The 23,758-nt window shown below is 36.2% G+C and carries 21 protein-coding genes; 20 read left to right on the top strand and 1 reads right to left on the bottom strand.

What is annotated here, in order from left to right; genetic code table 11:
* The first annotated feature begins 89 nt into the window (after nt 1-89).
* The 3 genes from ACSVH5_RS11250 to ctlX all read left to right on the top strand — a co-directional run bounded on the left by ACSVH5_RS11250 (nt 90) and on the right by ctlX (nt 3,316).
* On the top strand, nt 90-1,373 hold the full coding sequence (locus ACSVH5_RS11250; RefSeq protein ID WP_438061533.1) for a citrate synthase: 1,284 nt from the start codon (nt 90-92) through the stop codon (nt 1,371-1,373).
* A gap of 64 nt (nt 1,374-1,437) precedes the next feature.
* Entirely contained in the window at nt 1,438-2,352 is a 915-nt protein-coding gene (locus ACSVH5_RS11245) for a dimethylarginine dimethylaminohydrolase family protein (RefSeq protein WP_438061532.1), read from the top strand.
* A gap of 28 nt (nt 2,353-2,380) precedes the next feature.
* Entirely contained in the window at nt 2,381-3,316 is a 936-nt protein-coding gene (gene ctlX, locus ACSVH5_RS11240) for a citrulline utilization hydrolase CtlX (protein WP_438061531.1), read from the top strand.
* Nucleotides 3,317-3,372: 56 nt separating this feature from the next.
* Here ctlX and ACSVH5_RS11235 read toward each other — a convergent pair whose 3' ends face one another.
* Nucleotides 3,373-3,999 carry a MarC family NAAT transporter gene (locus ACSVH5_RS11235; protein ID WP_438061530.1) on the bottom strand — a complete coding sequence of 209 codons (627 nt, stop codon included), beginning with the start codon at nt 3,997-3,999 and terminating at the stop codon, nt 3,373-3,375.
* Between the two features lie 544 nt (nt 4,000-4,543).
* Here ACSVH5_RS11235 and ACSVH5_RS11230 point away from each other — a divergent pair.
* From ACSVH5_RS11230 to ACSVH5_RS11150, 17 genes are all read left to right on the top strand, one after another.
* Nucleotides 4,544-4,912, top strand: coding sequence for a CoA-binding protein (locus ACSVH5_RS11230; protein WP_438061529.1), 369 nt, complete (start codon nt 4,544-4,546; stop codon nt 4,910-4,912).
* A 47-nt stretch (nt 4,913-4,959) separates the two neighbouring features.
* Nucleotides 4,960-6,102 (top strand): DegT/DnrJ/EryC1/StrS family aminotransferase, encoded by a 1,143-nt coding sequence (locus tag ACSVH5_RS11225; RefSeq protein WP_438061528.1) that lies wholly within the window; start codon nt 4,960-4,962, stop codon nt 6,100-6,102.
* A gap of 29 nt (nt 6,103-6,131) precedes the next feature.
* A complete protein-coding gene (gene recR / locus ACSVH5_RS11220; protein WP_438061527.1) occupies nt 6,132-6,749 on the top strand; it encodes a recombination mediator RecR in 618 nt (205 codons plus the stop codon).
* 71 nt (nt 6,750-6,820) lie between these two features.
* Nucleotides 6,821-7,624: a polysaccharide biosynthesis/export family protein gene (locus ACSVH5_RS11215; RefSeq protein ID WP_438061526.1), complete on the top strand. Its 804-nt coding sequence runs from the start codon at nt 6,821-6,823 to the stop codon at nt 7,622-7,624.
* Between the two features lie 11 nt (nt 7,625-7,635).
* Nucleotides 7,636-10,104 (top strand): polysaccharide biosynthesis tyrosine autokinase, encoded by a 2,469-nt coding sequence (locus tag ACSVH5_RS11210; RefSeq protein ID WP_438061525.1) that lies wholly within the window; start codon nt 7,636-7,638, stop codon nt 10,102-10,104.
* Nucleotides 10,104-11,075, top strand: coding sequence for an SDR family oxidoreductase (locus tag ACSVH5_RS11205; protein ID WP_438061606.1), 972 nt, complete (start codon nt 10,104-10,106; stop codon nt 11,073-11,075). The genes ACSVH5_RS11210 and ACSVH5_RS11205 overlap by 1 nt, the downstream gene beginning before the upstream one ends.
* 88 nt (nt 11,076-11,163) lie before the next feature.
* Nucleotides 11,164-12,555: a UDP-glucose 6-dehydrogenase gene (locus ACSVH5_RS11200; protein ID WP_438061524.1), complete on the top strand. Its 1,392-nt coding sequence runs from the start codon at nt 11,164-11,166 to the stop codon at nt 12,553-12,555.
* Between the two features lie 298 nt (nt 12,556-12,853).
* On the top strand, nt 12,854-13,252 hold the full coding sequence (locus ACSVH5_RS11195; protein ID WP_438061523.1) for a nucleotidyltransferase substrate binding protein: 399 nt from the start codon (nt 12,854-12,856) through the stop codon (nt 13,250-13,252).
* A complete protein-coding gene (locus ACSVH5_RS11190; RefSeq protein ID WP_438061522.1) occupies nt 13,249-13,563 on the top strand; it encodes a nucleotidyltransferase domain-containing protein in 315 nt (104 codons plus the stop codon). The genes ACSVH5_RS11195 and ACSVH5_RS11190 overlap by 4 nt, the downstream gene beginning before the upstream one ends.
* Before the next feature lie 524 nt (nt 13,564-14,087).
* Nucleotides 14,088-15,374, top strand: a complete 1,287-nt coding sequence (locus tag ACSVH5_RS11185) for a nucleotide sugar dehydrogenase (RefSeq protein WP_438061521.1) — start codon at nt 14,088-14,090, stop codon at nt 15,372-15,374.
* A 262-nt stretch (nt 15,375-15,636) separates the two neighbouring features.
* Nucleotides 15,637-16,683 (top strand): dTDP-glucose 4,6-dehydratase, encoded by a 1,047-nt coding sequence (gene rfbB, locus ACSVH5_RS11180; RefSeq protein WP_438061520.1) that lies wholly within the window; start codon nt 15,637-15,639, stop codon nt 16,681-16,683.
* A gap of 213 nt (nt 16,684-16,896) precedes the next feature.
* Nucleotides 16,897-17,169, top strand: a complete 273-nt coding sequence (locus ACSVH5_RS11175) for a four helix bundle protein (RefSeq protein WP_438061519.1) — start codon at nt 16,897-16,899, stop codon at nt 17,167-17,169.
* A 108-nt stretch (nt 17,170-17,277) separates the two neighbouring features.
* Nucleotides 17,278-17,742: a UpxY family transcription antiterminator gene (locus tag ACSVH5_RS11170; RefSeq protein WP_438061518.1), complete on the top strand. Its 465-nt coding sequence runs from the start codon at nt 17,278-17,280 to the stop codon at nt 17,740-17,742.
* Nucleotides 17,743-18,831: 1,089 nt separating this feature from the next.
* Nucleotides 18,832-21,246: an SLBB domain-containing protein gene (locus tag ACSVH5_RS11165; protein WP_438061517.1), complete on the top strand. Its 2,415-nt coding sequence runs from the start codon at nt 18,832-18,834 to the stop codon at nt 21,244-21,246.
* Between the two features lie 747 nt (nt 21,247-21,993).
* On the top strand, nt 21,994-23,067 hold the full coding sequence (locus ACSVH5_RS11160) for a Wzz/FepE/Etk N-terminal domain-containing protein (RefSeq protein WP_438061516.1): 1,074 nt from the start codon (nt 21,994-21,996) through the stop codon (nt 23,065-23,067).
* A 180-nt stretch (nt 23,068-23,247) separates the two neighbouring features.
* Nucleotides 23,248-23,454, top strand: coding sequence for a DUF2683 family protein (locus tag ACSVH5_RS11155; RefSeq protein ID WP_438061515.1), 207 nt, complete (start codon nt 23,248-23,250; stop codon nt 23,452-23,454).
* On the top strand, nt 23,445-23,705 hold the full coding sequence (locus ACSVH5_RS11150; RefSeq protein WP_438061514.1) for a Txe/YoeB family addiction module toxin: 261 nt from the start codon (nt 23,445-23,447) through the stop codon (nt 23,703-23,705). Before ACSVH5_RS11155 ends, ACSVH5_RS11150 begins: the two co-directional genes overlap by 10 nt.
* Nucleotides 23,706-23,758: the final 53 nt, after the last annotated feature.

Below are 23,758 nucleotides of genomic sequence, written 5' to 3'. Positions count from 1 at the left end.
ACAAGTTGGAGAATAAATTCTTTTTTAAATTAGTTCTAAATTCATTAGATTTGGCAAATATTTAATTAAAAGTATATTCAAATAATATTATGTCAAAAATAGCAACATTAGATATTGATGGGCACAAATTTGAGCTTCCCTTTATTGTAGGTAGTGAAAACGAAGGAGCTGTAGATATTAGTAAATTGAGAGATATATCTGGAGTCATCACAATTGATCCAGGGTACAAAAATTCAGGATCTTGTAAAAGTGAAGTAACTTTTCTTGATGGAGAATTAGGAATTTTGCGTTATAGAGGGTATTCTATTGAGGATTTGGCTGATAGAGCCCACTTTTTGGAAGTTTCCTACTTGGTAATTTTTGGGGAATTACCTACTGCAGAACAATTGAACCAATTTGAAAATGACATTCGTAAGCATACCTTGGTAAATGAAGAGATGAAAAACATCATTGATGGGTTTCCTAAAACTGCACACCCAATGGGAGTTTTGTCTGCTTTAACTAGTGCTTTGACTGCTTTTAATCCAAAATCAGTTAATGTTGAAAATGAAAAAGAGATGTACGAAGCAGTATGTAAAACAATGGGGAAATTCCTTGTTATTGCTACTTGGACATACAGAAAAAGCATGGGTTATCCTTTGAATTATTATGATAATACAAAAGGATATGTTGAAAATTTTATGCGACTTATGTTTGAATTGCCTACAGGACCATATCAAGCCGATCCGATTGTAATTAATGCTTTAGATAAATTATTTATTTTGCATGCTGATCATGAACAAAACTGTTCTACATCAACAGTTAGAATGGTGGGTTCTTCACATGCGGGTTTATTTGCTTCTATTTCTGCAGGTGTTTCGGCTTTGTGGGGGCCGCTTCACGGTGGTGCGAATCAAGCGGTTTTAGAAATGCTAGAAGAAATACATAAAGATGGTGGAGATACAGAGAAGTATTTGATGAAGGCAAAAGATAAAAATGACCCTTTCCGTTTGATGGGATTTGGTCATAGAGTCTATAAAAACTTTGACCCTAGAGCAAGAATTATTAAGAAAGCAGCTGATGAAGTACTTACTACTTTAGGAGTGGAAGATCCTATTCTTGAAATAGCCAAAAAATTGGAAGTTGCGGCCCTAGACGATGAATATTTTAAAACCAGAAGCTTGTATCCAAATGTTGATTTCTATTCGGGAATTATATATAGAGCCTTAGGGATTCCTACCGATATGTTTACTGTAATGTTTGCAATTGGTCGTTTGCCAGGTTGGATAGCTCAATGGAAAGAAATGAGAGAAAATAAAGAACCAATTGGAAGACCTAGACAGGTATATGTTGGATATCCTTTGAGAGAATTTGTAGAAACAGATAAGAGATAATTAAAAGTTGAAAAGCTTCACTACTTTGTGAAGCTTTTTTATTGAGCAAAATCAAAATTAAGTAATGTTAAAAGTATATGTAGCCAACGAAACAGGGAAATTAAAAAAAGTAATTCTAGGAATTGCTAATAGTAATGGACCAACACCAAAAGTAGAAGAAGCGTATGACCCTAAATCTTTAGAGCATATTATTGCAGGGACCTATCCATTAGAAGCTGATATGATTCTAGAGATGAATGCTTTTAACGCCGTTTTTGAGAAATATAACGTCGAGGTGCTACGTCCTAAATTAATTCCAAACTATAATCAAATTTTTACGAGAGATATTGGTTTTGTTATTGAAGATGTATTTATAAAATCGAACATTTTACCTGATCGAGAACAGGAATTGGAGGCGATTCAATACATAATCGATACAATGGACCCACAAAAAGTAATTCGGCCATCCGAGGAGGTGCATATTGAGGGTGGCGATGTAATGCTTTGGGGAGATTATATATTTATTGGAACATATAACGGTAGTGATTATAAAGAGTACATCACAGCTCGCACCAACAGTCATGGGGTTGAGTTTATAAAAAAGCTTTTTCCAAATAAAAAAATTAAAGCATTCGATTTAGTGAAATCCAATTTGGAAGCTCGAGATAATGCCTTACATTTAGACTGTTGTTTTCAGCCTGTTGGACTTAATAAAGGAATTATTTATAAAAATGGTTTCCGAGAAGAAGCGGATTACAAATTTCTTATAGATCTTTTTGGGAAAGAAAATTTATTTCATATTACAAGAGACGAAATGTATGATATGTACTCTAACGTTTTTTCTATAGCCCCCAATGTAGTCGTTTCAGAAAAAAATTTCACTAGACTTAATGATTGGCTTAGAACAAACGATTTTATTGTAGAAGAGATACCCTATGCTGAAATAGCAAAACAAGAAGGCTTGTTACGATGTACAACATTGCCTTTACTTAGAGAATAATATTTTTGCCATATAAAAAACACAAATAATGAAACAGACTACAAATGCGATCTTAATGATTCGTCCAGTTGCATTCAGAATGAATGAGCAAACTGCTGTAAATAATTATTACCAAAAAGTTTTAGATGGACTTTTGCCTGCTACAGTTAATGCAAAGGCTCAAGAAGAATTTGATGCATTTGTTGTTAAATTACGTGCTATTGGAGTTCATGTAATTGTAGTAGAAGACACCTTAATTCCAGATACGCCGGATAGTATTTTTCCAAACAATTGGATTTCATTTCATGAAAATGGTGATGTAGTTTTTTACCCGATGTTTGCCGAAAATAGAAGGCAGGAAAGAAGGGAAGATATTCTAGATATACTTGAAGAGGAAGGCTTTGTGGTCAATGAAATAATGGATTACACCGAGGCTGAACAAGACGGATTTTTTCTCGAAGGGACAGGTAGTTTACTGTTAGATCGTGAAAATGGAAAAGCTTATTGCGCATTATCGCCACGAGCAGATGAAGAGTTATTTATTGAGTTTTGCGAAGATTTTGATTTTGCACCAGTGATTTTTGAAGCCTTTCAAACTGTAAGTGGTGAAAGAAAATTGATTTATCATACCAATGTGATGATGTGTTTAGGAGAAACTTTTGCTGTTTTGTGTGCAGATGCAATTGACGATAAGCAAGAACGCAAGATGGTGATTGATAGTTTGAAAAACGATGATAAACAAGTAATTTTGATTACAGAAGAACAAGTGAATAATTTCGCAGGGAATATGCTTGAAGTTAAAGGTGCAGACGATAGAAGATATTTAGTAATGAGTGCAGCAGCTCATCAAGCATTGACCAAAAAACAAATTACACAACTAGAGGAGCATGTTACAATTTTGAGTTCAAGTTTAGATACTATTGAGGCTTGTGGTGGCGGAAGCGCTCGCTGTATGATGGCAGAGATTTTTCTGCCAAGAGCTTAATTAAATATCTTTTAAAAATACAGTCTGTCAGAAACTATTTTGACAGGCTTTTTTGTTTAAAAATTTGCTTTGATGATGTTGATTAGGGCGCTAACAATATATTGTATTCCAATTGCAATTACTATAAAACCAACAATTCTAGAAATAGCAACAATTCCAGAAGCTCCAAGTGCTTTGGCTAAATAATGTGCACTTCTTAAAATAATATAAATAGTAGCTGAAATTGCCAATATTGCCATTAAGGAAATTAAAATTTCATGTGTTGTTTTATGTTGATGATAAAAAGCAATTAGTAATGACATTGATCCTGGCCCAGCTAGCATTGGTATTGCTAATGGAGTTAAAGCGATATCATTTCTTTGCTGAATTTCATTTTCTATTTTTTTATTAATACCTCTTTTTTTGTTGAATTTTCCAGATAATAATGAGAATCCAGAACTCACAATCACTATGCCTCCTGCAATTCTCAAGGAATCGATACTTATCCCAAAAAAAGTGAGTACATATTGTCCAACCAAATACGAAACCACTAATATAATAAACACATTAATTGCAGTCCATAGTGAAAGACGATTACGTTCGGATTGGGTGTCGTTTTGTGTTAATCCTACAAAGATAGGAACGGTTCCGATTGGGTTTAGTACTGAAAATAAAGCTGCAAAAAGATAAATAAATAATTCCATACCCTTGATTTTAAAACAAAGCTACAATTTTTGTCATGATTAATCTTACTTGTATGTTAAATTATTGTTTTTATCCAGAATCCAAATTCGATAGGATAACGAAACGTAATAATTCAATACAACAAGCGTCTTAGACGATTATTTTGTAGTTTGTATTTATCCAGAAAAGTTTCGAAAGGAAATTAATTCTTTGTTTTGAAGAAGACAGCATAGTTTATAGTTGCCTCATAAATAGGAATAAAAATGAAATTGATTCAATAGTATCCTCTGGAAAAAAAATATACAATACTGATGTAACATTGATCATGAATTATTTTGCACCTTAGCTTTAGCTCTGTTAGTTATAATTAGCTAATAATCAATTTTTTTTCTTTTTTTTGGTTTACTATGGAAACTCTTTTGGACTAAACTATTTTGTATTTGGGATAATTTAGTTGTTATAAATTTCTAATGCCGAAGCTGGGTTCAATACTTTAACGTTAAGACTTCAAATGAAGGGATACTTCTTTAATTTTTAACTACTTTTGCAACTAATATTGGAAAGATGGTAAAAAATAAAAAGACTGTAGTTTTGGGTGCAAACGCTAAACCAGAAAAATATGCGTACAAGGCAATTAATATGTTGGTTGCTAAGGGGCATTCCGTAATTGCAATAGGTCAAAATGCTGGAGAAGTAGCAGGAGTGACTATAAAGACAAAAGCAATTCCTTTAAAAAACATAGATACATTTACGCTGTATTTAAATCCAGTTCGCCAACGTGATTATTACAATTATATTATTGAAGCAAAACCAGCTAGAGTTATTTTTAATCCAGGTACCGAAAACCCTGAATTCTATCAATTATTGGAATTAAATAATATAAAAGTTGAAGTCGCTTGTTCGTTAGTGTTATTGGCTACTGATCAATATTAATAGATAAATCAGTATAGTCGAGCATTTATTAAGAAGGCCTTTGTTACATGAAACCATTTGAAATTTTTCTCTCTGAACCCCATCAAAGTGGAGATGAGCAAGACTACTTGCAAAGGGCATTATTGGCTAATAGTATCACTACCGGGGGTGAAATAGTAACTCAATTTGAATTTGAATTGGCTCGTTTTTTTAATCATGAAGTTAGGGTTAATGCTACTAATTCGGGTACTTCTGCCATACATTTAGGTTTATTGCTTTTAGGTGTTCAAAAAGGTGATGAAGTGTTGTGTCAAAGTTTTACTTTTTCAGCATCTGTAAATCCTGTTTTGTATTTGGGTGCCACACCGGTGTTCATTGGTAGTGAGTCCGAAACTTGGAATATGTGTCCCTTGGCACTCGAAAATGCAATTCAAGAAAGGATGGCTAAAGGTAAAAAACCAAAAGCAATAATTGTTGTGGATTTGTATGGTATGCCGTTTCAAGTAGATGCCATTTCGGCGGTTGCAATTAAATATGAAATACCTATTTTAGAGGATAGTGCAGAAGCTTTAGGCAGTAGATACAAAGGTCGGCTTTGTGGAACCCTTGGTTCGGTAGGTATCTTATCTTTTAATGGAAATAAAATTATAACGACCTCTTCGGGTGGTGCAGTGCTTGTTGCAACAGAAAAGCAAAAAAATAAAGTTCAGTTTTGGGCGAGTCAATCAAAAGACGAAGCACCCCATTATCAGCATTCGGAAGTTGGCTATAATTATGGGATGAGTACCATAGCAGCAGCAATAGGTTTGGCGCAATTGCAGTTGCTTGATCAAAGGATTGAGGCAAGACGCGCCAATCATTTTTTTTATGCCCAACTCTTTGAAACCTTTCAGTGTATCAGAATTCAGACTGAACCTAGGGATGATTTTTATTCTAATTTTTGGTTGACAACAATTCTTATTGATAGTGAATTGTCCGAAGGGAAAACAGCAAATGATTTAAGACATTTTATGCAAAAACAGGGTATAGAAACACGACCTTTATGGAAGCCAATGCACTTACAGCCCGTTTTTAATGGCTATGCATATTTTGGAAATAAATTTGAAGAGGAGTTGTTTCAAAAAGGGCTTTGTTTGCCATCAAGTTCAAATATGAGCCATCAACAAAAAAGTAAAATTCGAAATGCCATTCAAGAATTTTTTCGAGTTTAATTGTGTGGTTTTAATTGTATTTTTGTAAAATGGAATTTTCTTCAAAACTATTAGAAAAAGCGGTCAATGAAATGGCCCAATTGCCTGGAATTGGCAAGAGAACGGCCTTACGCTTGGTGCTTCATTTATTAAAACAGCCTAAAGATCAAACTGTTTTTCTGTCAGAATCTTTAGTGGCGATGCGTACCGAGGTCATTTTTTGTAAAAACTGTCATAACGTTTCTGATACATTTTTGTGTGAAATATGTGCAAATCCAAAGCGCGATCATGAGTTGGTTTGTGTAGTTGAGGATATTAGGGATGTAATGGCTATTGAGAATACCCGTCAGTATCAAGGAGTATACCATGTTTTGGGAGGTAAAATTTCACCTATAGACGGAGTTGGACCTAGTCAGTTGCATATAGCATCATTACTACAGAAAATCAAAGAAGGAAAGGTAAAAGAATTGATTTTTGCATTGAGTTCAACCATGGAAGGAGACACCACAAATTTTTATATATACAAACAAATTGAAGATAAAACACTAGTGGTTTCTGCAATAGCAAGAGGCATTGCTGTAGGTGACGAACTTGAATTTGCTGACGAAGTAACCTTAGGACGAAGTATCATGCAAAGAGTGCCTTTTGAAAGTTCCTTCAAGGTGTAAGGCAATTAATTATACAGGCGAACCCTATTATATTAGTACTGAAAAACTATCTTTGTAGTAAATTTTTTTTCATGAATAAATTCCTATTGATTTTTGCGTTTTTGATGAGTTTAAGCTTTGGATCTTGTATTCCAATCAAGGATTTGACCTACTTACAACAAAAAGAAGAGGAGGTACCAGAAAAAGTTATTGTAGCGCAAGGAGCAAAACCCTATCGATTGCAAACCAATGATGTTTTGAGTATTTCTTTAAAAGCAATTGATCCAAAGTTGGTGGCTATTTTTAACGCAAGCAGTGCTTCTGGTGATAATGGGGTTCAAAATCAAAACTCTGAGAGCGGACTTTATTTTAATGGTTTTAGGGTAGACGATCACGGGAATATTAGAATTCCAATATTGGGAGAGATAAACGTATTAGGTTTCACATTAGAAGAAGTTCGATTGAAAATAGAAAAACAATTATTGGAAGATTATTTTAAAAAAGAAGCCAATATATTTGTTAATGTAAAACTCTCAGGTTTTCGATACACAATAAACGGTGAAGTAGGTAGTACGGGAACTAAAACCTTGTTTCAAGATAGTGTTACTATTTTAGAAGCTGTGGCCAATGCCGGTGATATTACAATGGTGGGAAATCGAAAAGAGGTGACAATTATACGAAAAACACCAACAGGAGTCGCGATGCATGATGTTGATTTAACAGACCGAAATGTGGTAAACTCACCGTATTATTATTTGCAACCGAACGATTATATTTATGTAAAACCTTTGAAACAAAAATCGTGGGGTACAGGTAAAACTGGGCTCGAATCTTTAGGTACTATCATTACCGTTTTGTCATTGGTGACCACCACTTATTTATTATTAAGAAACTAATCTGTTTGTAAATGCTTGATTTAAAAGATTTTTCCATTTTTGAAAATCAATCCACCTTTGATTTTAAAGGCTTTTTGATAAAAATAGCAGGATACTGGAAGTGGTTTTTGATTAGCTTAGTTGTTTCTTTTTTTATTGCTTATCAAGTAAATATTCGAAAAGAAAAAATATATGGTTTGGAAACGGTGATTTCTGTAAAGGAAGAAAATAACCCTTTGTTTACATCCAACACTAGTCTGACTTTCAACTGGGGAGGTATTTCAGATGAAGTCCAAACCATAACTACCACACTGCAATCGCGATCCCATAATGAGTTAGTTGTTGAAAAGTTACAATATTATATAGACTATTTGGTTCAAGGTGAATACAATCTGATTGATGCCTATGGTGCTGTACCATTCGAATTGATTTTGGATAAAAAGAAAGGACAATTAGCAGGTACTCTCATCAGCATTACTTTTGTGTCAGAATCAGTTTATGAGATCAAAATTCCTTTTGAGAACAGTACCGTTTCATTAAATCATTATGTTGATAATACTAAAACTAAAACTGCTGTGGCAGTGGGTGAGTTTAAGAAACGATTTAGAGTAGGTGAAACAGTTTCATTACCTTTTTTGAATTTGAAACTTCAAATTATTGACAATCCAGGATTCTATAAAGGGAACGAATATTTTGTTCGATTTAATGATTTTGATGCAACGGTTTCTAATTATAAAGGGATTGGTGTAAGAGCAGATGATAAAGGGGGTTCAATACTTACGTTAAGCATGCAGGGAACCAACAAAGCACGGTTGGTCGATTATTTGAACGCCACCGTAAAAATGTTAATCAAAAGACAATTAGATAGTAAGAATCAATTTGCTACAAATACGATTGCCTTTATTGATAGTACTTTGGTATCCATGGAGTCCCAATTGAAAGAAACGGGTAATGAATTGAAAACGTTCAGAAAAGAAAAGAATATTATTGATGTAGAAGATGGTGGAGCTAAGTTTTCGGATAAAATCCTAAAATATGATGTTCAAAAGGATGAAATCACACGAAAAATTACGTACTACAATTCTTTGAAATCGTATTTGAAGAATAGTGTGGATTATGCTAAGCTTCCAGCGCCTTCTGTGGCAGGAATTGAAGATCCAAATATTGTAGTTAACGTATCTAAATTAATAGCATTATCCACACAACGATCAGAAATGGCTTATGCCGTAAAAAGTGAGAAGATTTTCAAAGATTTCGACAATCAAATGATGGCGATAAAAAATGTATTATTAGAAAATATTGCCACCGCTAAGCAATCGTTACAATATGATTTGGTCACCATAAACAGTAAGATTGGGGAGTCCGAAAGCGTTATAAAACAATTGCCAGAAGATCAACAAGAATTGATAAAAATCAAGCGTAAATATGATTTGAGTGACAATATTTACAATACATTTTTACAAAAAAGAAGCGAAGCGGATATCGTAAAGGCAGCTAATTTGTCCGATATTCACTTTATTGACCCGGCCAAGGACGTTGGAGGGGGGCTCATTGGTCCAAAGACTTCTGTAAATTATGTTTTGGCTTTATTTTTAGGAATCTTACTACCACTACTAGTGGTTTTAATTATTTTCTTTGTAAATAATTCAATTCAAAATACAGACGAGTTAAGTAACTTGACCCAAATACCTATCATAGGAGTAGTTGGTGTTAATAGAGACAAAACAGGTTTAGCAGTATATGATAAACCCAAATCAGCCTTATCGGAATCCTTTCGTGCGATACGTTCCTCACTGCAATTTATGTATAAAAAACAGAATGTAGATGGGGCAAAAACATTAATGATTACCTCTTCTGTAAGTGGTGAAGGAAAAACATTTTGTTCTATTAATATTGCAACTGTTTTTGCATTGAGTGAAAAGAAAACAGTAATTGTGGGGTTAGATTTACGTAAACCTAAACTTTACGAAGAGTTCAAATTGAATAATGATAAAGGGGTAGTCAATTATTTGATTCATCAAAATACTTTAGAGGAGATAACTAATGCTACCGAGGTGCCTTTTCTCGATGTTATTCTTTCAGGGCCTATTCCACCGAATCCAGGGGAGCTAATTATAAGTGAAAGTATGGGTGAAATGATGGCGGCGTTAAAGCAGAAGTACGACTATATTATTTTGGACACGCCTCCTGTGGGATTGGTTTCGGATGCGCTGGAACTAGATCAATATTGTGATGCAACATTATATATTGTTCGTCAAAATTTCTCTAAGAAAGATATGATTACTTTATTGAATAATAGAGTTAAAAGAGGCGAATTGAAGAACGTAAGTATTGTATTGAACGATTTTGAGAATAAGGCTAAATACGGAACGGGCTATGGCTATGGTTATGGCTATGGTTACGGGAACAATACTTATGGGCAAGGCTATCATGATCGCGAACCGGAGAAAAACTTGCTAACAAAAGTTTTAAATTGGATGAAAAAAGAAAGAAAAGTGTAATGGAGGCGACTATTTTAATCACTGGTGGAGCAGGTTTTATTGGTTCTAATTTAACCGAATATTTTTTAGCAAAAAACTACAAGGTAGTGGTATTGGATAATTTTGCTACAGGACATCGGCATAATCTTTTAGCGGTGGCATCTCATCCTAATTTTAGATTGATTGAAGGCGATATTCGTAAGGCTAGTGACTGTGCGCTTGCGGTTGATGGTGTGGATTATGTACTGCATCAGGCAGCATTAGGTTCAGTACCACGTTCTATAGGAGATCCAGTGACGACCAATGAGGTGAATGTTTCTGGGTTTTTGAACATGTTGGTTGCTGCTAGAGAGGCTAAGGTAAAACGATTTGTTTATGCGGCTAGTTCCTCAACTTATGGGGATTCAGTGGGATTGCCCAAAGTGGAAGAGGTCATTGGGAAGCCTTTGTCTCCCTATGCGATTACTAAATATGTCAATGAGTTGTATGCCGAGATTTTCGGAAAGACGTATGGTATGGAGACTATCGGATTGCGCTATTTTAATGTTTTTGGAAGAAAACAAGATCCAAATGGGGCTTATGCCGCAGTAATTCCAAAATTCGTGAAGCAATTGATGGCGTTAGAAAGTCCAAAGATTAATGGGGACGGGAATTATTCTAGGGATTTTACCTATATCGATAATGTCATTCAAATGAATGAATTGGCGATTACTACAACAAATCCAGAAGCCATCAATACCGTTTTTAATACGGCTTTTGGAGATCGCAATACATTGAATGATTTGGTGAATTATCTTAAAATGTATTTAGGTGAATTGGATGAAAGAATTAAAAACATTCCTATTACTTATGGACCTATTCGCTCTGGTGATATCCCTCATTCGTTAGCGAGTATTGATAAAGCCAAACGAATTTTGGGGTATGATCCTAAGTTCTCCCTTCAAGAAGGATTAAAAGAAGCGGTAAAGTGGTATTGGCATCACTTACAATAGTTTCGTAGGAACGACCAATAGTGTAGCAACGGATTTTAGTCCGTTGATGTAGGTTGAAGTTGAAAATTAAAATGATAAATATCAAAAGATGACGATTACAAAAATATGTTGCATTGGCGCCGGATATGTTGGAGGACCAACTATGGCTGTTATTGCCCAAAAGTGTCCCCACATCCAAGTGACGGTGGTGGATTTGAATCAAGAACGAATTGCAGCTTGGAATGATGCGGACGTCAACAATATCCCAATTTATGAACCAGGTTTGTCCGAAGTAGTACAAGAAGCACGTGGACGCAATTTGTTTTTTTCTACCGATGTGGAAAAAGCCATTGACGAAGCGCAACTGATTTTTATTTCAGTAAATACCCCAACCAAAACCTATGGTAAAGGAAAAGGGATGGCGGCTGATTTAAAATACATTGAGTTGTGTGCACGTCAAATTGCTAAAATTGCCAAAGACAATAAAATTGTAGTTGAAAAATCGACTTTGCCAGTACGTACCGCCGAAGCCATCAAAAGTATTTTAGACCATACCGGTAATGGGGTGCAATTTCAAATTTTATCGAATCCTGAATTTTTAGCGGAAGGCACTGCTGTGAACGATCTGCTGTTTCCAGACCGAATTTTAATTGGAGGAGATACTTCAGCCGATGGTCAAAAAGCTATTCAAGCTTTAGTTGAGGTGTATGCCAACTGGGTGGCGCCAGAGAAGATTTTGACGACTAATGTATGGTCTTCTGAATTGTCTAAATTAACCGCCAATGCTTTTCTGGCACAACGTATTTCTTCTATCAACGCGATGTCGGAATTGTGTGAACAAACCGGTGCTGATGTGAATGAAGTAGCTAGAGCGATTGGAATGGATAGTAGAATTGGTCCGAAGTTTTTGAAAGCTTCGGTTGGCTTTGGAGGTTCCTGTTTTCAAAAAGACATCTTGAATTTGGTCTATATAGCCAAATCCTACGGTTTACATGAAGTGGCCGATTATTGGGAACAAGTGATTATTATGAACGACCATCAAAAAAGACGATTTTCCAACAAAATTGTGCAAACCTTGTACAATACGGTAGCCGATAAAAAAATAGCTTTCTTGGGTTGGGCGTTTAAAAAAGACACCAATGATACGCGGGAATCAGCGGCTATTTATGTGGCTGACGATTTGATTAATGAAGAAGCACAACTTTCGGTTTATGATCCTAAAGTGCCGTTTCGAAAAATCTTGGCCGACTTGGATTATTTAGAATCTAGAACCACAACACAAAATCAAAAACATATTGCTGCAGCAACTACCGCCTATGAAGCTTGTGAAAAGGCTCATGCTATTGCTATCTTAACCGAATGGGATGAGTTTACAACCTACGACTGGCAACAAATCTACGATAGCATGCAAAAACCTGCCTTTGTTTTTGATGGCCGTAATATTTTAAATGCTGACCAGATGAAAGCCATTGGTTTTGTGTACTTAGGAATAGGGGCGTAGGTTTCGGTTAATCGGTTATCGGTTAACTGTTTAATATGTTTATTGGTTTATTGTTTATTGTTTGTTGTTTGTTGTTTGTTGTTTGTTGTTTGTTGTTTGTTGTTGATTTTTGTTGTTGATTTTTGTTGTTGATTTTTGTTGTTGATTTTTGTTGTTGATTTTTGTTGTTGATTTTTGTTGTTGATTTTTGTTGTCGATTATTACTAGTTAGTACTTAATTGATTATCGATCTACTTAGACAAAATTGAGGTTGTTTTTTGCAACAAAACGTTTAATTTTATAGCTTAAAATAGCGGTTATGGAAGAAGATATCCGTTGGAAACAACGATTGGTAAATTATCAAAAAGCACTCGGACAATTACAAAAGTTTATTGCAAAAGGTCAATTAAACGAATTGGAGGATCAAGGGCTGATTCAAGCCTTTGAATTCACCCACGAATTGGCTTGGAACGTGATGAAGGATTATTTTGAATACCAAGGTACCACTTCAATCACTGGCTCTCGCGATGCTACTAGAGAAGCTTTTCAAAGAGGGTTGGTTCAAGATGGGGCACAATGGATGGAAATGATAAAAAGTAGGAATCAATCGTCTCATACCTACAATGAAAGTACGGCTAACGAAATTAAAGACAAGGTATTACAACACTATTATGATTTGTTTGTTGCGTTCAATGAGAAAATGAAAACCCTTTTATGATGCAATTTGGCTTACAAGCAGAGGATATTGCTAAAATTAACCGTGTTTTTTCGGATTTTGATGCCATTGAAAGTGTGTATATTTATGGCTCAAGAGCCAAAGGTAATTTTAAGAACAGTTCCGATATCGATTTAACCCTCGTAGAGCAAACGCTATCAATTTCTGATTTTTTAGCATTGGAGAATCAATTGGATGATTTGTTGTTACCCTACAAAATCGACCTTTCACAAAAAAGAAAAATTACTAATTTGGATTTGCTTGCACACATTGATAGAGTAGGACAGTTGTTTTATGTAAAAGAGAATCTTTAGTTGGTTAATTGTTTAATCGGTTAATTGGTTATTTGTTTGTCGGTTGCTTGTTTAAGGTGGTTTAAGAGTTTAATGGTTTAACCGCTAAGTTCGCAAAGAGTTACGCAAGGTTCGCAAAGATTAGATTGTAAATTTGATAATTGGTTAACTGTTTAATCGGTTAATTGGTTATTTGTTCGTGGGTTGTGGGTTTTCGGTTGATTTTTCATGATTTTGGTTTAGAAGAAGTTTGTTTTTTAAACTTTATTGGGAACAAATTTGATTTCTAAGTAAGAAAAAAGGGTTGTTTTTTATTGTACTACTGCCTTTTTTTACCTCACTAAAAATGGTGATTTTTTTTAGTGGTAACGCTAAAAAAGTAACTTTAAGGTCTTTGTATACAGAGGGTTGTGTGATTGCTCTGAAGAACACTGCTTTATTTGTTTGCAGCACTTGTTTTTTACTTTTACTTGCTGCTTAGTTTTCGTTATCTTTGCAATCCTATGAACAAAAAGCGAAAGTGGATTGTTTTAAATTGAAAAGGATTGGATACAAATATAAAAATTGCCGTTATCGGCCTCGGATATGTTGGATTGCCTTTGGCTAGACTTTTTGCAACAAAATATCCCGTAGTTGGTTTTGATATCAATGAAAATAGGATTTCTGAATTACAAAAAGGTACCGATAGTACTTTAGAAGTCGACGACACAGTGCTTCAATCGGTTTTAGTTTCCAATTTTGATGCTGCTACAAAAGGTTTGCTGTGTTCCAATGATATCACAGCCCTTCAAGAGTGTAACTACTATATCGTTACGGTACCTACTCCCGTAGATAAAAACAATCGACCTGATTTAACCCCATTATATAAATCCAGCACTACTGTTGGAAAAGTATTAAAAAAAGGAGATGTCGTTATTTACGAATCTACCGTTTACCCTGGCGTTACCGAAGAAGAGTGTGTGCCTGTTTTGGAGCAAGTTTCAGGGCTACAATTTAATGTAGACTTTTTTGCAGGTTACTCCCCTGAACGGATCAATCCTGGGGATAAAGAACATACGGTAGAAAAAATTTTAAAAATCACCTCGGGCTCTACTCCCGAAATCGGCCAAAAAGTAGATGCTTTGTACCGATCGGTTATCGTGGCCGGGACGCATTTGGCACCTTCTATCAAAGTGGCCGAAGCTGCCAAAGTCATCGAAAATTCGCAACGCGATATCAATATTGCTTTTGTCAACGAATTGGCTAAAATTTTCAATTTACTAGCTATAGATACTGCTGAGGTCTTAAAAGCAGCGGCTACTAAATGGAATTTTTTACCCTTCAAACCTGGGCTGGTGGGTGGTCATTGTATTGGAGTCGACCCTTATTATTTGGCTCAAAAAGCCCAAGAAAAAGGGTATCATCCCGAGATCATTTTGGCCGGTCGCCGATTGAACGACAGTATGGGGGAATATGTAGCCTCCCAAGTGGTCAAATTGATGATTAAAAAAGGAGTGGTCATTAATGGCGCTCATTTGTTGTTGTTAGGAATTACTTTCAAAGAAAATTGCCCCGATGTTCGCAATACCAAAATCGTAGACGTGGTTCGCGCTTTGGTAGATTATGGCATTCAGGTTACGATTTATGATCCTTGGGCTAATCCAGAAGAAGTTGCCCATGAATATGGATTAACCACCACAAACGCGTTACCCCAAACAACTTTTGATGCTATCGTTTTGGGGGTTGCTCATCAAGCTTTCTTAGCTGTCGATTACGCTGCTTTGCGAAATGAGAAAAGTGTGTTGTACGATGTGAAAGGGGTGTTGCAGGTGCCTGTGGATGGGAAGCTGTAAGTTATCGTTTAATTGTTTAATCGGTTAATCGTTAATAGGTAATAAACGCAAAATTTAGTCGATTAACCAATTAACCAGTTAACCTTTATCGGTTAGAGGTAATAAGCGCTAAATTTAGTCGATTAACCAATTAACCAAATAACCAGTTAACCAATTAACCAGTTAACCAGTTAAACGATTAACCTATTAACCAGTTAAACGATTAACCTATTAACCAATTAAACAAAGAATAAAAATTTTTCAATATAAAACAAAATAGAAAATGAAAAAAATACTGATAACAGGGGGTGCTGGATTTATTGGGTCGCATGTAGTGCGTCGATTTGTGACTACTTATCCAGAGTATCATATTTTCAATTTAGATGCGTTGACCTATGCTGGGAATCTAGAAAACATCAAGGATGTTGAAAAGGCCTCAAATTACACTTTTGTAAAAGGGGATATCACTGATGAGGCGTTCATTAACGAATTGTTTGCTACGCATCAATTTGATGGTGTTTTGCATTTGGCCGCTGAATCGCATGTCGATCGTTCGATTACCGATCCTTTGGCCTTTGTGAAAACGAATGTTTTTGGCACCATGATACTGCTCAATGCCGCTAAAAATCAATGGAAGGACAATTTTGAAGGAAAACGTTTTTACCATATTAGCACCGATGAGGTTTATGGTACTCTAGGTACAGAAGGCCTCTTTACCGAGACCACTCCCTATGATCCGAATTCTCCTTATTCGGCTTCCAAAGCGAGCTCGGATCACTTCGTGAGAGCTTACGGAGAAACCTACGGATTGCCTTATGTACTCACCAATTGCTCCAACAATTACGGACCTTTTCATTTCCCAGAAAAATTAATTCCATTGTTTATCAATAATATCATTCATAACAAACCCCTGCCGGTGTATGGTGACGGGAATTATACCAGAGATTGGTTGTTTGTGAAAGATCACGCAGTAGCGATCGATTTGGTTTTCCATAAAGGTAAGAATCATGAAACCTACAATATCGGCGGTTTTAATGAATGGAAAAATATTGACTTGGTCAAAGTCTTGTGCCGTATCATGGATGAAAAATTAGGTCGCCCAGAAGGTACTTCTCAAGAACTGATTACCTATGTGAAAGATCGTCCAGGGCACGATTTGAGATATGCTATAGACGCAAGCAAAATTAATCAAGAATTAGGATGGAAACCTTCCGTTACCTTTGAAGAAGGATTGGAACAAACCATCGATTGGTATTTGAGCAATCAAGAATGGTTGAATAGTGTGACGTCAGGGGCGTATGCATCGTATTATGAGCAACAGTATTTGTAATTTATCAGTTATCTGTTTTCAGTTATTGGTTTTCTGTTATTCGTTATATGATTAGTTGGAGTTTAGAATGTAAGACTGTTTTATATTGATTTTAATTATCTATATTCTATAAATGAAAAGTTACAAAGATTTAGAGATATACAAAAAAGGGTTGAATTTGTTTTTAGAAACGCATAAAATGTCTTTGAAGTTACCTAAATATGAGTTGTCGAATTGGGAAGCCAGTTGAGAAGGTCTTCGGATTCAGTTATTACAAATATTGTTGAAGGTTTTGGGAGGAAAAGATATCAGGCAGATTTTATAAAATTTTTGGTTTATTCTCACAGTAGTAATTTGGAAACAATCAACCATCTTGAGAAAATTTTAGTGTTGTATCCTGAACATTGTGAAATAGTTTCAAAACTAATCAAAGACTATGATGTGTTAGGAGCGCAGATATATAAATTTCTATTATATGTAGAAAATAATTGGAATAAGTTTGAGTAAGGTCGCCAGTTATCAGTTTACATAATAGATAACCGACAACTGAAAACCGACAACCGACAACCGACAACCGACAACCGAAAACTGAAAACCGAAAACTGAAAACCGAGAATGAACTGGTACGTACTCTATACAAAGCCCAAATGGGAGAAGAAAGTGGCGGATAAACTGCTAGAGATGGGGGTTAAGGCTTATTGTCCAACGACTGTCCAAGTAAGGCAATGGAGTGATCGAAAGAAAAAAGTAGAAGTGCCCTTGTTTTCTTCCTATGTTTTTGTTCAACTAGAAGAACGAGAACGAAATGCGGTTTTTGCTGTTACCGGGGTGGTTCGTTATTTGTTTTGGTTAGGTCAGCCTGCGGTAGTTAAAGAAGTGGAGATTGCCGCCATCCAACAGTGGTTATCGGCTCCTGATACTTATGATGTAGCCCTTGATCAATGGCAACCTGGTGAAAAAGTGGTTGTGCCTCATGGTATTTTTAAGGATCAAGAAGCGGTGGTGCAAGAAGTGAAAGGCACTCATTATGTGCTAGTACTCGAAGCCTTAGGTTGTATTTTGAAAGTAGCCAAAAAGTAAGTTGTTTTGTTTAGTAATTAGTGATTAGTAATTAGTGATTGGTAATTGGTGATTAGTTTCAATTGTTCAGGGTGTTGGTATTGTTCCAAAGAGTTATAGGATTTTAGGGAGCGAAAATTAATTACAGAATGAGTAATGTTACACTGAACGAACTCCCCTCTTAAGAGGGGCTGGGGGTGTGTTTTAAAGTTAGAAATTAGCCCTTCGACTTCGCTCAGGATAAACTGCTCGATGAGGCATTAGGATTGTTTTATTAATAACTTGTTTAGTAAAGTCCATTTTGTCAGTTCGAGCGCAGTCGAGAACCATCGTTACCTCTCAACTGTACTTCGACTTCGCTCAGGATAAACTCAGGGTGAGGGTGAGAAGTTAGATGTGAAAAGTTGGAAGTTAGCCCTTCGACTGTACTTCGACTTCGCTCAGCATAAACTGCTCAGGGTGACGGTTAGAAGTTAGAAAATAGAAAATTGTACGTTCCGATTCCGAGGCTTAGGGAGGGGTTATAAGAATGACCTAAAACCAATAGATTAGACGTTTAAGGTCTAAAAGGAATCTTTGTAATGGTAGTTCATTTGTACTGTCGAACCTAGTAAAGATACGTTGTTCATGGAGTGGTACTTTGTGTAGTCCTTTGCTCCCCTTGCGGTTACAATTCAGCTCTGAGTGCTCAGATATATAGGTTAAGTCATTTGTGTTGTAACGGCAAAAGATAATAATAGCTATAAAAACCCTTGTAGGAGTGGTGGGCTTTCTGAACCGTTTGTTTTTTGAGTGTGTTGGGTGTGTTGTTATAATTTGTTTGCCTTGAAGTAGTTGATAAAACTCTTCAGAAAGGTTGCATAAACTTTGTGTTAATTTATAAAATTAAGTTAAAATAAGTAGGGATTTTATTGTGATTTTAAATTACATTTGCCGAAAATTACTGCCGTATGTGATCTCAAATGGGACTCACAGCGGCGAAGCCGTGAGATGAAGTTAGTTCCGAATTTTTTGGTTTGGTAGTTGAAGGTTGTAGCTTTAACTTAATCGAAAGGAAATAAATAGTTTGTATAGCAGTCGGAAAGACTGAAAATAAATACTTTAGTAATAATGAAGAGAATAATATTAGCTTTTGTTGTAGTATTGGCGCTATTGAAGCCGTCGTTGTCGTTGGCACAAGATCTTTTGAAAAGTCAGGATTTGAGTACTTTGAAAGTAGATTATTTGTCGGATGCAGATATTGCCAAAATCAAAGGACAGTTACAATCCAACAATATGACCCTTGAGCAAGCCGAACCTATGGCTTTGGCCAAAGGGATGTCGGCGGCTGAGTTTGCCAAGTTAAAAACGAGAGTAGCGGCCAACACCACATCCAACCCCGCGCTTAAAAAAGAGGGGATGGATAAAAAAGTAGCCTTGCGCGAGCAAGAAACCTATACCAATAAAAAAGTAAAAGATACGGCGAATGCCTTGGTTTTTGGTTCGGAATTATTTGATAATCCTACTTTGAATTTTGAACCCGATTTGAAATTAGCGACACCTGTGAATTATGTGTTAGGGCCTGGGGATGAATTACAAGTGAGTGTGTATGGCGTACAAGAGTTCAATGCTAGTATCCCCGTTTCTGTTGAAGGGAAAGTGAGTGTACAATATGTAGGACAAATTGCGGTTTCGGGTTTGACCATTGAGGCGGCTACTCAAAAAATACGTGCTGCCATTGCAAGAGTGTACAGTACTGTCGCTTCAGGGCAGTCACAAGTTGGGGTGAGTTTGAGTCGCATTCGTACCATTAAAGTCACCTTAATTGGCAGTAAGCAACCTGGAAATTATTCGATTTCTTCTTTAGCAACGGTATACAATGCCTTGTACTTAGGTGGAGGACCTGCCAAAAACGGGAGTTACCGTAATATAGAATTGATTCGTAACAACAAAGTCTACCGAAATATTGATATCTACCGTTTTTTGGTCAACGGCAATCAATCCGACAATATTGGTTTGAAGGACAATGACGTGATTCGCATACCCGCTTATAGCAAAAGAGTAACTATAGAGGGAGAAGTGAAACGCCCAGGTATTTTTGAATTGAAAGCAGGAGAGTCTTTCTCCGATTTGATTCGTTTTGCTTCCGGTTTTTCAGATATGGCCTACACTGCTTCCGTTTCGGTATTGCAAAAAACAAGCAAAGAATTTAAAGTGAAGGATATCAAAGCGGCCGAATTTGGCAGCTATACCCCTTTGGCGGGTGATGTATTTACCGTGACTAAAATTTTGAATCGCTTTGAAAATAGAATCAAGATTTCAGGTGCTGTTTTTAGACCCAATACCTATTCCTATTCGCCTGGCATGCGCATTTCAGATTTGATTTCGCAAGCCGAAGGATTAAAAGAAGACGCCTACAAGCAGCGAGCTCGTATTGTCCGCTTGAAAACCGATTTGACCCCCATGATCGTCAATGTGAATTTAGAAAAGGCCTTACTTGGTGATGCCAACGAAAATATTCCTTTGCAGCGTGAAGATGAAGTAACGGTATATTCTATTTTGGATTTCAAGGAAGACTATACTGTGACTATTGATGGTGAGGTGAAACAAGCAGGGACTTTCCCTTATTATGAAGCGCTAACCCTCAATGATGTCATTCTACAAGCAGGTGGGTTAACCGCTTCGGCCTCTAAAAAAATAGAAATTGCACGCATGATCAAATCAGAAGATGAAGATCCTAGCAATCCCAATCGAGTGGAATTGATTGCTTTTGAGATTGCCTCAGACAATAATGAGCAGCTAAAAAATATAGCCCTGCAACCTTTTGATGTGATCAACATTCGCAGAGTAGCCGTGTATGAAAAACCAGCCCAAGTTACCGTTACAGGGGCAGTACACTACACAGGAAAGTATGTTTTGGCGCAAAAACAAGAAAAAATTGTGGATCTTATCAAAAGAGCGGGTGGATTGTCGAGTTTAGGGGATGTTCAAGGGGTAAAGATCAAACGCCCTATTCAAGCCAAACAGATTGAAGCCCTAGAAACCATTGATTTGAATTTAGGCAAAAACGATAGCATTCAAAATAAATTGGAGAAAAAAATGAAGGAAGAGTTGAAATTTGCCACCCTTCCCGTAGATTGGGAAAAAGCGAATCGTCATCCTTCCAGTTCCGCCAATGTGACCTTGTTTCCTGGAGATGAAATAGACGTTGCCTTTTTGAATGAAAGTGTAAAAGTAACAGGGAATGTGCTGTTGACTTCAGAGATTCCTTTTGCCAAAGGACGTGGTTTTACTTATTATTTAGAAGCTGTAGGCGGAGGTGATGCCAAAGCATGGCGTAAGAAAGCCTATGTAATCTATCCCAATGGTAAAGCGGCAGTATCCAAACGATTTTTGTTTTTTAATATGTCACCAACTGTACTACCAGGCTCTCAAATCGTAGTGCCAGAAAAACCTGAAACTAAAAAAATGTCCACTGGCGAATGGGTCAGTATTGGAAGTGTGATTACTAGTTTGGCGTTGTTGTTAGTGACATCGTTTAAGTAAAGTAGGTTAATCGTTTAATCGGTTAATTGTTTAAGGTTTAAAGTTTAAAGGTTTAAAATTGTTGCCAATTTATCACGTCTAGGATAGTTAGGAGGGATTTGTAAGACGGTTTACTTTGTGTTCCTTGCGTACAACTTTGCGAACCTTGCGGTTAGAGAAGTAGAAGGCAGAAAGCAGAAGGCAGAATGGAGATGATAGATAATAGATAATAGATAATAGAGTATTAAGTAGTAAGTAGTAAGTAGTAAGTAGTAAGTAGTAAGTAGTAAGTAGTAAGTAGTAAGATTGATAGATTAGGTTAAAGTTGAATTAGTTAGTGTTATATTATTTAGCCAACGAAACAGTTAACCGATTAACCAATTAACCAATTAACCGATTAACCAATTAACCGAATAACCAGTTCTCATAAACAATTAACGATTAAAAAGTTAACCAATTAACCGATTAACCAGTTAACCGATTAACCAACAACAGATAACAGAGTGGGGAAGGCAGAAGGCAGAAAAACAGAAGGCAGAAGGCAGAATGGAGATGATAGATAATAGATAATAGAGTATTAAGTAGTAAGTAGTAAGATTGATAGATTAGGTTAAAGTTGAATTAGTTAGTGTTAGATTATTTAGCCAACGAAACAGTTAACCGATTAAACAGTTAACCGATTAACCCTTTAACCGATTAACCCTTTAACCGATTAAAAGTTAACCAATTAACCCATAACAGACAACCGAAAACCGACAACACGGAATTATGGAAGAAACTATACATAACAACAACGACGAAATCTCTTTAAAAGAATTACTAGAAAAAGGAAAGGAGTGGTACCACTATTTGCTTTCGCAATGGAAATTGATTGTATTGGCCGGCATAGTTGGAGCTGTACTAGGCCTTACCTATTCTTTTATTAAAAAACCGGTCTATACTGCAACTTTGTCCTTTGCTTTAGAAGATGAAAAAAGTGGGGGCTTAGGGGGGGCTTTGGGATTGGCGAGTTCTTTAGGATTGGACCTTGGCGGTGGTGGCGGTAGTATGTTTTCGGGCTCTAACCTCACCGAATTGTTCAAATCGAGAGCGATGGTCGAAAAAACTTTGTTGAGTACCGTACCCGATACTGATGGAAAACCCATTACTTTGGCGGAGTTGTATATTAAAAATAATGAATGGCGAGACCAATGGGAAGGCAAACCCAAATTGGAAAAGATACAGTTTTTGCCGAATGTGAAACGTACGTATTTCACCCGTGTACACGACAGTATTTTAGGTGCAATGTATGATAACCTTTCCAAAACCAGTCTAACCGTAGCACAAAAAGATAAAAAGATTGCCATTATTAGTATCGATGTTAACGATAAAAACGAACTATTCGCTAAGCAATTTTGTGAGAATTTAGCGAAAACCGTTTCCGATTTTTACGTGACCACCAAAAGCAAAAAAGCCAAAATGAACATGGATATTTTGGTACGTCAAACAGATTCTATTCGTGGGGAACTGAATGGTGCCATAACAGGGGTAGCGGTAGCTAATGACAATACGTTTAATTTAAATCCGGCATTGAATGTACGCAGAGCACCCTCAGCTAGAAGACAAGTGGATGTGCAAGCGAATACGGCTATCCTAACCGAATTGGTAAAACAAACGGAATTGGCTAAAGTAACCTTGAGAAAAGAAACCCCCTTAATACAAGTGATTGATCGACCCATTTTACCTTTGAAAAAGGAAAAGTTTGGGAAAGCCAAAGGATTGGTCATGGGAGGATTTTTAGCTGGGTTTTTGACCGTTTTGTTTTTGATTGGAAGACGTGTGATGAAAGAGGTGATGGGGTAGAAAGCAGAAGGCAGAAGGCAGAAAGCAGAAGGCAGAAGGCAGAAAGCAGAAAGAAGGCAGAATGAAGCAGTTCTTAGAGAAGAGTTAAAAAGGATATTTGTAAATTTGTATTTCAAACCTTAGGGGAATTGTAATAGTTTGGTGTTTTAAATGCATTGTTTAACTAAATCCTATTGAATTATGGAAGCAGTACACATAAAAGTATATCCGAATGACGAGGGTCAAATAGAAAATTTGAAAGCGGTGATGAAAGCTTTTAAAATTAAATTTAAAGTAGTGGAAGAAAAACCCTATGACCCTGAATTTGTAAAAAAAATACTTAAATCTCGAGAGGATTCAAAACAAGGAAAATCGGTGTCTATTCCTTTAGAAGATTTATGGAAATAAAATACACCCCCAATGCTGTTGCAGATATACAGTATTGGAAGAAATCTGGAAATTTGGCCGTTTGTAATAAAATAACCAAATTGTTGGAAGATATTAAAAAACATCCTTTCACCGGAATTGGTAAACCCGAAGCCTTAAAGCACGAGTTGGCAGGATCCTGGTCAAGACGCATTACCTTGGAACATCGTTTGGTCTATCAAGTGGTGAATGATGAGTATATAGAAATACAATCCGTTAGAGGACATTATTAGAGGTTTAAAAGTTTAAAAGTTTAAAAGTTTAATCGTTTAATCGTTTAAAGTTT

It is taken from the genome of Flavobacterium sp. RSSA_27 (assembly GCF_051547125.1).
GTDB lineage: Bacteria > Bacteroidota > Bacteroidia > Flavobacteriales > Flavobacteriaceae > Flavobacterium.
The sequence above is the reverse complement of the archived record's forward strand: the minus strand, read 5'-3'. Positions and strand labels throughout refer to the sequence as shown.

Excerpts from the sequence above, each read along its gene's own strand:
- ACSVH5_RS11250 (WP_438061533.1), top strand. The coding sequence starts at position 90 with ATGTCAAAAATAGCAACATTAGATATTGATGGGCACAAATTTGAGCTT.
- ACSVH5_RS11245 (WP_438061532.1), top strand. The coding sequence starts at position 1,438 with ATGTTAAAAGTATATGTAGCCAACGAAACAGGGAAATTAAAAAAAGTA.
- ctlX (WP_438061531.1), top strand. The coding sequence starts at position 2,381 with ATGAAACAGACTACAAATGCGATCTTAATGATTCGTCCAGTTGCATTC.
- ACSVH5_RS11235 (WP_438061530.1), bottom strand. The coding sequence starts at position 3,999 with ATGGAATTATTTATTTATCTTTTTGCAGCTTTATTTTCAGTACTAAAC.
- ACSVH5_RS11230 (WP_438061529.1), top strand. The coding sequence starts at position 4,544 with ATGGTAAAAAATAAAAAGACTGTAGTTTTGGGTGCAAACGCTAAACCA.
- ACSVH5_RS11225 (WP_438061528.1), top strand. The coding sequence starts at position 4,960 with ATGAAACCATTTGAAATTTTTCTCTCTGAACCCCATCAAAGTGGAGAT.
- recR (WP_438061527.1), top strand. The coding sequence starts at position 6,132 with ATGGAATTTTCTTCAAAACTATTAGAAAAAGCGGTCAATGAAATGGCC.
- ACSVH5_RS11215 (WP_438061526.1), top strand. The coding sequence starts at position 6,821 with ATGAATAAATTCCTATTGATTTTTGCGTTTTTGATGAGTTTAAGCTTT.
- ACSVH5_RS11210 (WP_438061525.1), top strand. The coding sequence starts at position 7,636 with ATGCTTGATTTAAAAGATTTTTCCATTTTTGAAAATCAATCCACCTTT.
- ACSVH5_RS11205 (WP_438061606.1), top strand. The coding sequence starts at position 10,104 with ATGGAGGCGACTATTTTAATCACTGGTGGAGCAGGTTTTATTGGTTCT.
- ACSVH5_RS11200 (WP_438061524.1), top strand. The coding sequence starts at position 11,164 with ATGACGATTACAAAAATATGTTGCATTGGCGCCGGATATGTTGGAGGA.
- ACSVH5_RS11195 (WP_438061523.1), top strand. The coding sequence starts at position 12,854 with ATGGAAGAAGATATCCGTTGGAAACAACGATTGGTAAATTATCAAAAA.
- ACSVH5_RS11190 (WP_438061522.1), top strand. The coding sequence starts at position 13,249 with ATGATGCAATTTGGCTTACAAGCAGAGGATATTGCTAAAATTAACCGT.
- rfbB (WP_438061520.1), top strand. The coding sequence starts at position 15,637 with ATGAAAAAAATACTGATAACAGGGGGTGCTGGATTTATTGGGTCGCAT.
- ACSVH5_RS11170 (WP_438061518.1), top strand. The coding sequence starts at position 17,278 with ATGAACTGGTACGTACTCTATACAAAGCCCAAATGGGAGAAGAAAGTG.
- ACSVH5_RS11165 (WP_438061517.1), top strand. The coding sequence starts at position 18,832 with ATGAAGAGAATAATATTAGCTTTTGTTGTAGTATTGGCGCTATTGAAG.
- ACSVH5_RS11160 (WP_438061516.1), top strand. The coding sequence starts at position 21,994 with ATGGAAGAAACTATACATAACAACAACGACGAAATCTCTTTAAAAGAA.
- ACSVH5_RS11155 (WP_438061515.1), top strand. The coding sequence starts at position 23,248 with ATGGAAGCAGTACACATAAAAGTATATCCGAATGACGAGGGTCAAATA.
- ACSVH5_RS11150 (WP_438061514.1), top strand. The coding sequence starts at position 23,445 with ATGGAAATAAAATACACCCCCAATGCTGTTGCAGATATACAGTATTGG.